General features: G+C 45.4%; 14 protein-coding genes. 9 read left to right on the top strand and 5 right to left on the bottom strand.

The genetic code is table 11. From position 1 onward, the window contains the following. Positions 1 to 26 precede the first annotated feature (26 nt). The 4 genes from proS to H6G03_RS22445 all read left to right on the top strand — a co-directional run bounded on the left by proS (position 27) and on the right by H6G03_RS22445 (position 4,915). The gene (gene proS / locus H6G03_RS22460) at positions 27 to 1,835 is read left to right on the top strand and encodes a proline--tRNA ligase (RefSeq protein ID WP_190468741.1); all 1,809 of its coding nucleotides are present in this window, start codon (positions 27 to 29) and stop codon (positions 1,833 to 1,835) included. Between the two features lie 66 nt (positions 1,836 to 1,901). Next, positions 1,902 to 3,215 carry a hypothetical protein gene (locus H6G03_RS22455; RefSeq protein ID WP_190468738.1) on the top strand — a complete coding sequence of 438 codons (1,314 nt, stop codon included), beginning with the start codon at positions 1,902 to 1,904 and terminating at the stop codon, positions 3,213 to 3,215. A gap of 113 nt (positions 3,216 to 3,328) precedes the next feature. Then, entirely contained in the window at positions 3,329 to 4,198 is an 870-nt protein-coding gene (locus H6G03_RS22450) for an LmeA family phospholipid-binding protein (protein ID WP_190468734.1), read from the top strand. 75 nt (positions 4,199 to 4,273) lie between these two features. After that, the gene (locus H6G03_RS22445; protein WP_190468732.1) at positions 4,274 to 4,915 is read left to right on the top strand and encodes a GerMN domain-containing protein; all 642 of its coding nucleotides are present in this window, start codon (positions 4,274 to 4,276) and stop codon (positions 4,913 to 4,915) included. Positions 4,916 to 5,068: 153 nt separating this feature from the next. Here H6G03_RS22445 and H6G03_RS22440 read toward each other — a convergent pair whose 3' ends face one another. The 3 genes from H6G03_RS22440 to efp form a co-directional block, all read right to left on the bottom strand. After that, entirely contained in the window at positions 5,069 to 5,422 is a 354-nt protein-coding gene (locus tag H6G03_RS22440) for an ArsR/SmtB family transcription factor (RefSeq protein ID WP_190468729.1), read from the bottom strand. 84 nt (positions 5,423 to 5,506) lie between these two features. After that, a complete protein-coding gene (gene accB, locus H6G03_RS22435) occupies positions 5,507 to 6,040 on the bottom strand; it encodes an acetyl-CoA carboxylase biotin carboxyl carrier protein (RefSeq protein WP_190468726.1) in 534 nt (177 codons plus the stop codon). 97 nt (positions 6,041 to 6,137) lie between these two features. Continuing rightward, positions 6,138 to 6,695, bottom strand: coding sequence for an elongation factor P (gene efp / locus H6G03_RS22430; protein WP_190468723.1), 558 nt, complete (start codon positions 6,693 to 6,695; stop codon positions 6,138 to 6,140). Positions 6,696 to 6,896: 201 nt separating this feature from the next. Here efp and H6G03_RS22425 point away from each other — a divergent pair, with 201 nt between their 5' ends. The 5 genes from H6G03_RS22425 to thiL all read left to right on the top strand — a co-directional run bounded on the left by H6G03_RS22425 (position 6,897) and on the right by thiL (position 12,122). Next, on the top strand, positions 6,897 to 8,039 hold the full coding sequence (locus H6G03_RS22425) for a peptidylprolyl isomerase (RefSeq protein WP_190468720.1): 1,143 nt from the start codon (positions 6,897 to 6,899) through the stop codon (positions 8,037 to 8,039). A gap of 100 nt (positions 8,040 to 8,139) precedes the next feature. Next, positions 8,140 to 8,883, top strand: a complete 744-nt coding sequence (locus H6G03_RS22420) for a methyltransferase family protein (protein WP_199315419.1) — start codon at positions 8,140 to 8,142, stop codon at positions 8,881 to 8,883. Between the two features lie 159 nt (positions 8,884 to 9,042). After that, the gene (locus tag H6G03_RS22415) at positions 9,043 to 9,327 is read left to right on the top strand and encodes a hypothetical protein (protein WP_190468716.1); all 285 of its coding nucleotides are present in this window, start codon (positions 9,043 to 9,045) and stop codon (positions 9,325 to 9,327) included. A 282-nt stretch (positions 9,328 to 9,609) separates the two neighbouring features. Beyond that, positions 9,610 to 10,974 carry a hypothetical protein gene (locus H6G03_RS22410; RefSeq protein WP_190468714.1) on the top strand — a complete coding sequence of 455 codons (1,365 nt, stop codon included), beginning with the start codon at positions 9,610 to 9,612 and terminating at the stop codon, positions 10,972 to 10,974. Between the two features lie 122 nt (positions 10,975 to 11,096). After that, entirely contained in the window at positions 11,097 to 12,122 is a 1,026-nt protein-coding gene (gene thiL, locus H6G03_RS22405; protein ID WP_190468782.1) for a thiamine-phosphate kinase, read from the top strand. Positions 12,123 to 12,124: 2 nt separating this feature from the next. On the opposite strand, the gene H6G03_RS22400 is transcribed toward thiL, so the two are convergent. Then, positions 12,125 to 12,283, bottom strand: a complete 159-nt coding sequence (locus H6G03_RS22400) for a hypothetical protein (RefSeq protein ID WP_190468709.1) — start codon at positions 12,281 to 12,283, stop codon at positions 12,125 to 12,127. Positions 12,284 to 12,335: 52 nt separating this feature from the next. Then, a complete protein-coding gene (locus H6G03_RS22395; protein ID WP_190468706.1) occupies positions 12,336 to 13,304 on the bottom strand; it encodes a hypothetical protein in 969 nt (322 codons plus the stop codon). Between the last annotated feature and the right edge of the window lies 1 nt (position 13,305).

Raw genomic sequence — 13,305 nt, 5'->3', positions numbered from 1 at the left:
ATCTCAGTTGGGAACGGGAACAAACGATGCGACTCTCTCAAATGTTATTCGTCACACTGCGGGAAGACCCAGCCGAAGCAGAAATCCCCAGTCATAAATTACTACTCCGCGCAGGTTACATCCGTCGCATCGGTAGCGGTATCTATGCCTATCTCCCCTTCATGTGGCGCGTTCTGCAAAAAGTTTCTCAGATTGTCCGCGAGGAAATGAACGCTACAGGCGCACAAGAGTGTCTCTTACCGCAACTGCAACCGTCAGAGTTGTGGCGCGAATCCGGTCGTTGGGATACGTACACCCAAGCTGAGGGTATCATGTTCGCCCTCAAAGACAGACAAGAGCGAGAATTAAGTTTGGGGCCAACTCATGAAGAAGTAATTACCACTATTGCCAAGGAAATGATACGTTCTTATCGGCAATTACCTCTGCATCTCTACCAAATTCAAACTAAATTCCGCGATGAAATTCGCCCTAGATTTGGTTTGATGCGCGGACGGGAATTTATTATGAAAGATGGCTATTCGTTCCACGCGGATGAGGAAAGCCTCAAAAAAACTTACGACGATATGCACAAAGCCTACAGCAATATGCTGCGGCGCAGTGGTTTGGCTTTCCGACCCGTGCAAGCTGATTCGGGGGCAATTGGCGGTTCCGGTTCTCAAGAATTTATGGTGTTGGCGGAAGCGGGAGAAGATGAAGTTTTATACACGGAAGATGGCGAGTACGCCGCGAATGTGGAAAAGGCTGTTTCTTTGCCAGCAGATGCAAAAACTTCACCTTTTACCAGTTATGAAAAACGGGAAACTCCGGGAACGGAAACTATAGAAAAACTCTGTCAATTCCTCAAGTGTTCTCCCACTCAAATTGTGAAAAACGTTCTGTATCAGGGTGTTTACGATAATGGGATGACGGTGTTAGTGCTGGTAAGCATTCGCGGCGACCAAGAAGTCAATGAAGTAAAGTTGCAAAATGAGTTGACGAAATTGGCCGATCGCTACGGCGGTAAAACTTTATTATCGCTGAAGGTTCCCGATGCAGAAGCACAGTCAAAATGGGCAGCGAAATCTTTACCTTTGGGTTATATTGCTCCCGATATCGCTGACGATTATATTGCTGACCAAAAACAACTCGATCGCAAGTTTTTGCGGTTAGTCGATAAAACTGCTGTCGAACTTAAAAATTTCGTTACCGGTGCGAATGAATCTGGTTATCACGTTATCGGTGCTAACTGGAAAGAGCAATTCCAATTACCGGAAATCGTGGTAGATGTGCGAAAAGCTCGACCGGGCGATCGGGCCATTCACAACCCCGCACAAACCCTGCAAAGTGCCAGAGGAATTGAAGTCGGTCACATTTTCCAATTAGGCATCAAATACTCCAAAGCAATGGGAGCAACTTATACTAACGAACAAGGAGAAGAAGTTCCCTTAGTCATGGGTTGTTATGGTGTCGGCGTATCGCGTTTAGCGCAAGCAGCCGTAGAGCAATCTTACGACAAAGATGGGATAATTTGGCCTGTAGCGATCGCACCCTATCACGTCATCATCTCAGTTCCCAACATCAGCGACGGCGAACAACTGCAAGCAGCGGAAAAACTTTACAGCCAACTCAACGAAGCGGGAATTGAAACTCTGCTTGATGACCGCAACGAACGCGCTGGAGTTAAATTTAAAGACGCCGATTTAATCGGTATTCCCTATCGCATTGTCACCGGAAAATCTCTCAAATCAGGCAAAGTAGAAGTCGTCGAAAGAGCCAGCCACAAATCCGAAGAAATACCTCTGGATGAAGTTGTCTCCACACTCAAGCAACGAATCGAAGTAGCAATACACAAGTAGAAAAACGGCATCTGAGCGAGGGGATTTCCCCAGCTCAGCATCGGCCACTTAGTTTCTCTGAAAATCATGCCATTTTACTATCAACTAGCCCGCAAAGCTTTATGGGCATTTCTCATTTACTTACCTTTCATCGGCACTTTTACATATGCGATTGCAGGAGGTAATCCACTTTTTTTTATAACTAAAGATATCCTCTACGTACCCGCGCTTATTGCTTTAATTATTTACTGTCAGCGCTCGCATTTACCCATAGTAATTGCCCAACCCCTAAAGCAGCCACTGTTGTTTTTATTGGCGTGTTGTTCGGTCACTTTAGTTTATGTCAACGGCTATCAACAGTTCAATTCCGATCTTGACGAACAACCATTTTTTATGGGGATTATTGGTTTAAAAGTGCTAATCGGATACATCCCCCTGATTTTTTGTGCTTATTACCTGATTCGCAACAAAAATGAATTGCGATTTTTAATCCGCCTGCACGTTGTTCTGGCCTTAATTTGCTGCACTCTGGCTTTTATTCAATACCTGTTACTTAGCAGCGGTGTGTGTACAGGTACGAGCGGACTGGAAGGAGATGCTTTATTCAAAGCAGCTCTCGATGCTAGGTGTTTTGTCGGCGGTGCTTTACTTTACAATCCCGAACTGGGGGTAATTCGCTTACCGGGAACATTTGCCGCACCCTGGCAATGGGGTTGGTTTCTGATTTCAAATGGTTTTTTCACCGTTGCTTCTGCTGTGAGCGAAACTTCTCGTCGTTGGCGAAATGCCAGCTTCGTAGCTATGGCTTTAGTCTTGTTCGTAGCGGTTGTTTCCGGTCAAAAAATCGCGCTAGTTTTAATTATTACCATCTTCGCACTTCTGCTATTTTTTGCAGCTCCTGGGGGAAATTTCAAGCGCGGGATTATAATTTACTTGGGAGGCGCAATTGTGCTTGTACTTGGCTTAAACACTGAGTTTTTCAGTTATTGGAAAGATTCGCTCCTTTACGAATTTATTGTTCCCCAGTTTGACTGGGTGCTGGGCAACTTAGAAAGCTTTTTTGGTAGTGGTTTGGGACGAGCTACTAATGCAGCACGTATTTTCGGCGAAACTGCGTTGGTTGAAACCTACTATCCCAAGGTGCTTTACGAAATAGGGCCACTTGGCCTGATCGCTATGCTAGCAGTGATTTCTATCTTAACTTTCCTCACGTTCAAAGCTTACCGATCGGTTAAAGATATCAAGTTGCGTCGCTTGGGAATTTGTCTGTGGGCATTTGTCTTGTTTATCAGCTACAACATTTACTATTACCCGCTAGATGTTCTGCCAGTGGCAATCTATTATTGGTTTTTTGCTGGTGTTCTTCTCAAATTACCGCAACTGGAATCTAATAGGCAATAGGTATTAGTTATAATTCTCTACTACCTAAACCTAACTCCTTTTTTTCTTTTTTCTTTTTTCTTTTGACTTTTGACTTTTGACTTTTGACTTTTCTAGCCCCTAACCAATCACCAATGGAATTATTCACACTCCTCTTATCTGGCTTACTTGGTTTCCTTTCCCCAGTTGGTTTCGTCGTCGATAGCGTCGCCCAAAATGTGATTCGCTCTCGTATGGAAAAGGTGGAACAGCTGCAAGTGCGCGTTGACAACGCTCCCTCTCACCAACTCATACAAGGCAAAGTCGAACGAGTGCGAATTGCAGGACGAGGCTTATGGGTGACGCCAGACTTCCGCATCGCAGCTCTAGAAATGGAAACCGACCCCCTGAATTTCAATATCCAGCGTCTTAGGCAACGCAGCGAGCTCCCGCCCGTCGAGGGTAACCAAAGTCAAAGATTGCCGAGCGGGGCTTTGCGGCAACCGATACAGGCTGGATTGCGTTTCGTTTTAACCCAAGATGACGTCAACAAACTGCTCGCATCACCGACAGTCACAGCTCGGTTGCGTAACCTGGGAAGCGGTTTTTTGGGCAATATGGGCGGTCAACAAGCACAAGCTTACGAGTTTGTCAATCCACGGGTAGAATTTCTGGCTGATAACCGCGTGCGTTTTCAGGTAGCATTACAGGAAAAAGGTGAAGGTGCCGACAAGCAAACCAATCCCAAACAGCTAAATCTCAAGGTAGAGTCGGGGCTGGGCGTAGTTTCCGGGCGTCAGATCCAATTGATTTCGCCAACTGCCTCGATCAACGATAGTGCCCTGCCGGCTTTCTTGATCGGTCCGATCGCCGAAACCATCAGCGAGCAGTTTGATTTCCGTAAATTGGAAGATGCAGGAATCACAGCCCGGCTTCTACAATTGAATATAAAACCACAGCAAATGGAGATAGCAGCCTTTGTGCGAATAAAACCGGACTCTTTGCCTCAAACTGACAAAAAGTAACCTTTTTCCGGAAATTATTATCCTCTTATCGTCTCCTCACACAGAACCTGCCAATTCTCAAGGAGCTACGTATTTATGAACAAGCGAAAACCCGATCGTGCCGTTTCTCGGCGTGCAATTGCGACTATCGGGGGTATAATTTTGGCTATTGGTGGCGGAACGGTTTGGTTGGCATTGAATTCGCGTACTCCCGCTCCCACCCCTACGCCGACAAACTCTACAAACTCTACAAACTCTACAACAAACACCCCCAATACACCACAGCCAGCTCCAGTACCGGAAACGGCAGAAATCTATTGGCTTCAAGATCGAGGCAATAAACTAGAACTGGTGGGTCGTCCGGTAACGCTGGATAAGGCTGCCAGTAAAAGTCCCAATGCTATTTTGGCACAAGCTTTTGTCCGCTTGCTGGCTGGGCCTAACGCTACCGATGACAAAATTTCGACAAGTATTCCCAAAGGAACCAAACTCCGCAGCGTTACTGTTCAAAACGATACCGTGACGGTCGATCTATCTCAGGAGTTTAACTCTGGCGGTGGCAGCGCGGCGATGACGGGGCGCTTAGGACAGGTCATCTATACCGCTACCAGTTTAGACCCTAATGCCAAGGTGTTGATCGCTGTGGATGGAAAACCCCTGGAAACTTTGGGTGGTGAAGGCTTAGAGCTCGAACAGCCACTAACTCGCCAAAGTTTTCAGAAAAACTTTCCTCTCTAGTTGGGCTTGGGAAAAGTTAAAAGTCAAAAGTCAAAAGTTAAAAAGAAAAGGGAGAGGAGAGAAGGAAGAGAAAAAAGGGGAGAGCGGAAAAATTCAGATTTTCCCCCATTTATGCCGCTCTTTTCTCCCTCTCCCTCTTGTTTTTGACTTTTCTTATTCTTTGCTAGCTAGACTGAACTCCCGAAAGTGACGCGCTTGCTGTTCAATGCGCGTTGCTAAGCGATCGCACACCAAGTTACACAGATCGAAGATTAACTCATCTTCCACTTTGTAGTAGGCGGAAGTGCCTTCGCTACGGCGGCTGAGGATACCCGCTTGCAGCATCACTTTCAGGTGTTTGGAAACGTTAGCCTGACTGGTTTCGGTCGCCTCTACCAGTTCTTGCACGCATTTTTCGCCATTGCGGAGCAAGTTCAACAGCCGCAGGCGCATTGGCTCGCTTAAAATGCTGAAGTATTCAGCCACTTGTTGCACAACTTCTTGCGGTACAGGCTGCGCTTGTTTCATCGAATTAACTCGGAACCGACCGATCCCCAGATTGTACGAGTTCTTTTTTCTATCACAATACAGTAATCGATAATACACTTTTTATCAATCGGGGTTAACCCGCATCAGAACTTGACCGTATTCTACAGGTTGGCCGTTGGTCACCAAAATTTCCATCACCTGCCCTGAGACTTCGGCTTCGATTTCGTTCATCAGCTTCATTGCTTCAATGATACAGACTGTTTGTCCAGTACGGATGCGATCGCCGACTTCCACAAATGGCGGTTCGTCAGGAGCAGGCGAGCGGTAAAACGTTCCCACCATAGGGGAAGTAATTGTTAACCATTTTTGCTCAACTTGGGGGGGAGGAGCCCCGGTCGGCGAGCTGGCAGTTGCGCTCTCAGGCACACCGATCGACACCGGAGGTTGAGGATAAAATGGCATTGCTAGAGCGTCGCTCGGCAGAGGTGGTACAGGTGGCTGCACGCGAGCTAGAGGCTCGGATACTTCCCGAATAGGGTCGGGGGTGCTTTTCCGCACCGTTAGTTCAAAATCGGCGCTCTTAAGGGTCAGCTCCGCGATATCGGTTCCATTCAAAACCGTCAGGAGTTCGCGAAGTTCATTAAAATCCAATTCCACAGCTTGTTCGATCTCGTTAAATTGGCTTTCAGCTATATCAATGGGTAGATTTTAGATTTTGGATTTTGGGTAAAATCTAAAATCTAAAATCTCAAATTCATTCACGACCCAGGTAGGAATCGGTACGGGTATCGATACGGATGCGCTCACCCACAGAAATAAACAGGGGAACCATCACTTGGGCACCGGTTTCCACGATCGCAGGTTTGCTGCCGCCAGTAGCGGTATCTCCCTTGACTCCCGGATCGGTTTGCGTTACTTCCAACACAACCGCGTTGGGCAATTCTACTTCCAGTACCTGCTCTCCCCAGCGGATAACGTTGACTTCCATGCCTTCTTTAAGGTACTTGACGCGCTCGCCGATTTGGCTGGCAGAAAGTCGGGCTTCTTCATAACTTTCCATCTCCATAAAGACGAACTCTTCCGCGTCTTTATAGGTATGCTGCATAGTAGATTTTTCTAGGTTAGCTTGGGGCACGGTTTCCCCAGCCCGGAAGGTATGTTCTACCACGTTGCCAGTTTGCACGTTTTTGAGCTTTGTCCGCACAAAAGCCGAACCTTTACCTGGCTTGACGTGGAGAAATTCCACGACCCGCCAAACGCCGCCATTCCATTCGATCGAAACACCGGGTCGAAAGTCGTTACTCGAAATCATGAACGTTTATTAGCCAGATCAATCGGCCTTTAATTGTACCGCTCTTGGGGGACTGGGGAGAAAGTCGATCCAGAGGGCATTCGATCGAGAGGACATTGAATCATTTGAATTTTTGTGATTTTTACGTTTTTAGCTATCCCCAATCGCCAATCACCGACGGTATGGGAAAATCTAAAATTGTGTGTACTTAGAAATTTATTTATGCCTCGTTCTAGTCTTCCAGTCTTAGATGCGCTAAAACGCTGGCTGCTTCTCGGCGTAATGATGCTGCTGGCGATCTTCCTCAATATCGGTCTAAGCGGTGCCGGGTGGAACTTTTTTGGTAGCAGCGGTCGCGAAAGTCGCTTACCGGCTGGAAATGCAATTACCGATGCGAAAGCGCTTTTGCGGTACGCCCTACCCATAGACAACCAGCCGGTGCGCGAACTGCAAGCGAGTTTGGAAGACATTTCTACCCAACTGCGGTCTAATCGCCGTTGGAGTGCTATCTCTTCAGATATCAGCAAGGCATCATTGATTTTGACCGATCGGCAAGACCAACTGCTAGCCAGCGTTCCTGAAGAACGCAAAGCCGAAGCAGAAACTGCGATCGCAGACCTGAAAGCAGGTCTGGCGGATATCCGAGCTGCCCTCGAAGCCAAGGATAAAGAACTAATCTCCCAAGAGCGGGCAAAGCTGCTCGATAAAGTTGGCCTGCTGGAATACACAATGGTACAAAAATACCCCTTTGAAGTGCCAGCTGAGTACAGCAACCTGCCCCAACTCAAAGGTCGTGCCATTGTGGAAATGGTCACCAACAAGGGCAATCTCACCATCGTTGTGGATGGCTATAGTGCCCCCGTTACTGCCGGTAACTTCGTCGATTTAGTACAGCGCGGCTTTTACGACGGTTTGCCGTTCATCCGTGCCGAAGAATCTTACTACCTGCAAACCGGAGACCCCGCAGGCCCAGAGCAGGGTTTCATCGATCCATCTACTGGAAAGTATCGCGCTATTCCTCTAGAAATTCTGGTTAGGGGAGACGAAGCGCCCACCTACGGCATTACCCTCGAAGACGCCGGTCGTTATCTGGATAAACCCGTGCTGCCTTTCTCCGCTTACGGTGCCTTGGGAATGGCTAGACCCGAATTTGAACCGAATGGCGGTTCTTCTCAGTTTTTCTTTTTCCTGTTTGAACCAGAACTGACACCAGCCGGTCTCAACTTGCTGGACGGTCGCTATGCCGTCTTTGGCTTCGTAATCGAAGGGAAAGAAGTGTTGGAAAAGCTCCGGCAGGGCGATAAAATTGAGTCCGCTAAGGCGATCGAAGGTGCGGAAAATCTCATTCAACCACAGGTAGCTTAGACTCGCTGCTTGTTCGTCGTGCGACTCAAAGAAAGTTAATATAGAGATTAATGGGGAATTTCAGATTGAAAATTTTAGATGGCCAATTGAAAAATTGAATTTGTCATCTGAAATCTTAAATTTGAAATTTCCTTCACCACCTACCATTTCTGTAACTATGAGCAGTTTTGTCAGAGCTATACAGTTAAGTGTGGTATTGGTGGGGATGCTTGCCATATTGATTGTGCTGCCAGCAGTTTTATTTGGTGCGATGCAGCAGTGGCAAGTAATTTTTTTATTGCACGCCTATGCGATCTTCTTTATGGCCACAATTTGGCGTGCTGTTAGATATGGCAAACTGACCAAAACTACAGAAGATGAGCAATATAAGCGCACTTCCGGTCGTTGGGCTTTGGTTGTGCAATTTATCGGTCTATTAGTGGTGCATTGGTTAGCGCTGTTTGAATTTTCGCTCTCTGTGGCTGTCACCAATCCCGCCGATCGCACTTTATCAGGGATTGTTGGAATTATGGCGATCGCAGTCGCCATAATTATTAATCAAGTGGCAATTCGCACGCTGAAAGGATTTTTTGACAGGATCGCGATTAAGCCCGATCATCGGCTGGTAACAACAGGCATTTACAGTATCGTGCGTCACCCAATTTATCTAAGCTATGTTTTACTTTTTGCGGGATATTGCACAATGCTGCAAAGCTTTGCTAGCTTTATGTTGCTGGGCTTGGTTTGTGCAGTTTGGCTGGGCAACAGAATTGCGATCGAGGAAGAAATGCTCGCAGCAAGGTTCGGTGAAGATTACAAGGCTTATCAGCAAAACACAAAAAGGCTGTTTCCTTTTATTTATTAACCCAAAAACAAAACTTTTATCCGACTTATGCAAAGAAAGCTGGTTAGTCGGAAAAGCCCAGATTGAACAGCTAAAATTTTCAATTGATGATGGCGGTTTAGAGATGGTATCTCAATCTGAAATCTAAAATCTAAAATTACCCTTACTAGATGTCAGATTATGGCAATTATTGAGTTGATATTTTTGCTGACTCTGGCTGGTATACCAGTCTTACTGATTTTGAGGACAGTTGCAACTTCTCACCAGCAACAGCAGTTGCAAAATGCTTTCTATCAATTGCTAAAAGAGCAAAATAGCCGCATTTCTCTAATCCAGCTAGCTGCCACTGCTAAAGTTGAGCCACAGCTAGCTCAGCAGTACTTAGAACAGCAGATTAACACCTTTGGTGCAGTTCCGGAAGTGGATGCCGACGGGGATATATTCTATCGATTTCCTAAACTTTAAGTCAGGGTGCTAGAGTCCCCAGGACTAACTTTAGTGCTAAATGGGGCTATGCGATCGGGGCGGCGATACGAGGAGGACAGAAGCACTGCTTTAGCTGGTGTGTCAAACCCCTCTACGCGCTCATTCCGGAAGTCGGTTGTTGAAATGGGTAATTTCCGTCAATCTTAGCAGGGTGAACAGATTTAGAGAGGAGCAAATGCTTAAGTGAATAAGTTGCAGATGGCGTTTTTGTGGATGCCTTTGATACCATGCACTTGTATCAGGGACAACGGGGAGACCGATATGGAACTTAAAGAAGCTCAGGAAAGATGCCTAAATAGTTTAGTTTGGGCCATTAATGAGCTAGGAAGTCAAATTACAAGGACTGAAGTTGAGCCGATCGCCGAACTGATTATCCAAACCATGACTGGCCCTTGGCGCTATTTCCACACTCCAGAACACATTTTTGACGTCGGCGGCGAGGAACATCCGATTGAGGTCTTGGCAGCTCTGTTTCACGACCTGGTGTACGTGCAAGTAGATCAAGGCGTCAGTTTCAACATTAGCAGTTACATTACTCCCTTTGTCAGGGACGTTCGGGGACAGCTCGTGATTCGAGACTCTACTCAACTGACCAAGGATTTAATGTTTGAGATTGTATCGACGGTATTCGGGTTTTCTCCCGGTCAGACGCTTTCTCCGTTCGCAGGACAAAATGAATTTCTGAGTGCAGCGATCGCGGCCAAATGTCTCAAGCCGTTTCTTTCTCCTAGTGTAATCGCGCAAATCGCCGCCTGTATCGAGGCGACAATTCCTTTTCGTCCGAAGCTGGAATCCGGTTTCAGCGCTATGGATATGCTCTACCAGCGCTTGATCAATGCTAACAAGCAGTTCAATTTCGGCTGGACAGATGCCGAAACCTGTGAGGTGGTGAAGCGAGCTGTGCGCTTGGCAAACCGAGATGTGGAGAATTTTGCCTCTACTAACTCTGCTGATTTTTTAGATAATACCTGGAATCTTTTACCGGAAACAAACCACGAACTTCCCAACGCCAATTCTTACACGGTGCAGGTATACCGAAAATCTCTGCAAAAAATGGAAGGATTTATGAACTTCCTCAAACCAGAACTGGTTTTTCAGCAGTTTATGGGCGAACCCAATGAGGAAACTTACCGCAATATGCTGGAAAGAACTAGAAAAAATCTGGAAGTAGCTAAGCTTTATTTGGGAAGTAAGCTCACTACGATCGCTATCCTGGAGGCGCTTTCCTATCGCATGGGAAGGGATATTCCTCTTTCTACTATGATGGGAGAATTACCTGATATAAATGTAAAATCAGCTGCATTGCAGCATTTTATCCCCAATATCGATGAAGGCTATCAACCCAAAAATGAACTGGAAAGTGAGGTATTAGAGCTTTTGGCTAAGGGTCGCAATAAAGATTCTCCTTACGATATTAAGAATTCCCCAGTAACTACGTTTATTATCAAATCTATAGGGTTTGACTCTGGTGGATACTTGCTTCAGAAAGCTAAAGATTTCTTTAATGGAAAAATTGAAGCGGAAGAGTTTCTCAAAGAGTGCGATCCCTATGCGATTAAAACGGTAATAGAGGCTGTGGGACAACTTTTTGAAAGTCGCAAGATGGCATTGCGAGGAATCAATTGAAGAAAAAGATAGGAGCATAAATACAAACAATTCAAGTCTAGTTAAAACCAATGGAGAGCGATCGCTCGTGCCACGTTATCGGCGGCGAGCGCAGCTTTTATTTGTTAAAATTATTGTGGATTATGTCTAGCTTAAAAGTTCGAGATATCGGCGAACAAGGACTGCTGAAAAGATTGCAAAGTTTTTGTCCTGCTGACATTATTGGCGATGATGCGGCGGTGATGCAAATGTCGCCGGGACAATCTTTAGTTGTGACAACTGATGTATTAGTTGATGGCGTACATTTTAGCGATCGCACTACTTCCCCGTCAGATGTGGGATGGCGTGCTGCTGCGGCAAATTTATCCGATTTGGCAGCAATGGGTGCCACACCTTTGGGTATTACAATCGGATTGGGAGTGACTGGCGATACAGCAGTTAGCTGGGTAGAACAAGTTTACCAAGGAATGACAGAATGCCTGCAACAATATAATACTGTTATTGCAGGTGGAGATGTGGTGCGATCGCCCGTCATCACCATTTCAATTACCGCTTTTGGCGAAGCTTTCCCCCATCGAATTATCCGCCGTTCTAATGCTAAAGTGGGAGATGCGATCGTTGTAACAGGTTTTCACGGTGCATCCCGCGCCGGATTAGAATTATTACTGCATCCCGAACTAGGAAAAAATCTTAGCGAAGCCGATCGAAAGTCATTAATTCAAGCACACCAACGTCCAAAACCCAGACTAGATATTTTACCAACTCTCTGGGATATTTTAGATTACCAATCCAAAATCCAAAATCCAAAATCCAAAATTGAACTTGCTGGAATGGATAGTAGCGATGGTTTGGCAGATGCCGTAGTACAGATTTGTAAGATGAGTGGTGTGGGGGGGAGAATAGAGCGATCGCACATTCCCATTCCACAATCTTTACATAACTGGATATCGCCAGAACAAGCAATAAAATGGGCGTTATATGGCGGAGAAGACTTTGAATTAGTGTTGTGTCTTCCCCCAGAAGTAGCTAAGATATTGGTAAAAAGATTGGGTAATAGCGCTGCAATTGTGGGAAGGATTACCAGCGATTCTGATGTGCGATTAGTTGATGCTGCTGGTTGTTATCCTGAAGAGGTTCTTAGCTTGATACAAGGATTTCAACATTTTTGATATCAATTTTGTGATGAAGCGAGGTGCATCATTTCCACGATCGATTTCAGGTTCTTGCGACATTGGCAAGGATTGGTACTCATTTTAATGGTAATGGTTAGGAATGTACCATGAATAGGTGAGATATTGAGCGATCGCACTTGCGGGGAGCGTGAGTACAAGGCTTTTGGGATGGGGGGATGAGAAGGCGATCTCTATACCTTCTCATAGTGTTCACTTTGTCTTCTCTATTGCCCGATCTAAACAATACTTAATCTTCTGAAATCGAGAATCATTCAATGGTATATGTTCTGAAATAATTTGCTTACCCTCAAATAGAATTTCTAGGTATGCTGGGATAGATGGTGAGTTACTTGGATGCTTATAATAAACATCAAGCTTACCAACATTTGAATCCATTTGCCACTGCCAGTATATTGAGCCATCTTTCTTAGATTGACGTGGCTTTGCCCAAGGAATTTCCCCTAATATCCATTGTTGATCTTCACTACGGATTTTTTCTAGAGGATCAACTCCTGTGTCAATCTGAGATGCTCTCGATTTAGTACCATAAACATTATTACTATATAAAGTTCGGTTTCGACGATGAGCAAATGCAACTTCCTCTGCATTTTTCAAAATTGAGTCTAAAGGGGATATTCGAGAAACTGTATGCACAAGTGAATCATTTAGTTCGTAACCATGCTCTTGCTCTCTGAAAAAGAGATAGTAAAGATTCTGAGTTTTCGAGCCCCGTAAAGCTGTTACCAACAATGCAAAGAAATAATCCAAATTGTAATTTCGGCTATTTAAAGTTTCTTTGTAACTTCTAATATCACCTGGACTTAACTCTGGTAGATCATTACAATGATGAGTATGCCAAGAACCCAGGTAATGAATATCCGGGTCAAATTTTTCCAATACACGAAACATAGCTTCTTGATACTCGCCATCTGGCATCAAGTGACCTATTGAGTTATTGACACGCGGCCCTGAGTCAATGTAAGTTTCTACTGTGATTTTTAGTTGATTGCCATTTTCACTTATTTTCCCAATGAGCTTCCCTCCTTCCTCTCGGTCTGATCGTGATACTGCATGAGTTATTCTTGCAATCACAGTCTCATAAATTTCTACTGTTACATTTAGATTGGAAAATCTAGAATCGTTTGTGCCTATTCCTAACAAACGCAAGAACCCAGACATA

It is taken from the genome of Aerosakkonema funiforme FACHB-1375 (assembly GCF_014696265.1).
Classification (GTDB): Bacteria; Cyanobacteriota; Cyanobacteriia; order Cyanobacteriales; family Aerosakkonemataceae; genus Aerosakkonema; species Aerosakkonema funiforme_A.
Note: the sequence above shows the minus strand (reverse complement) of the source record. Positions and strands in the feature narration are given on the sequence as shown.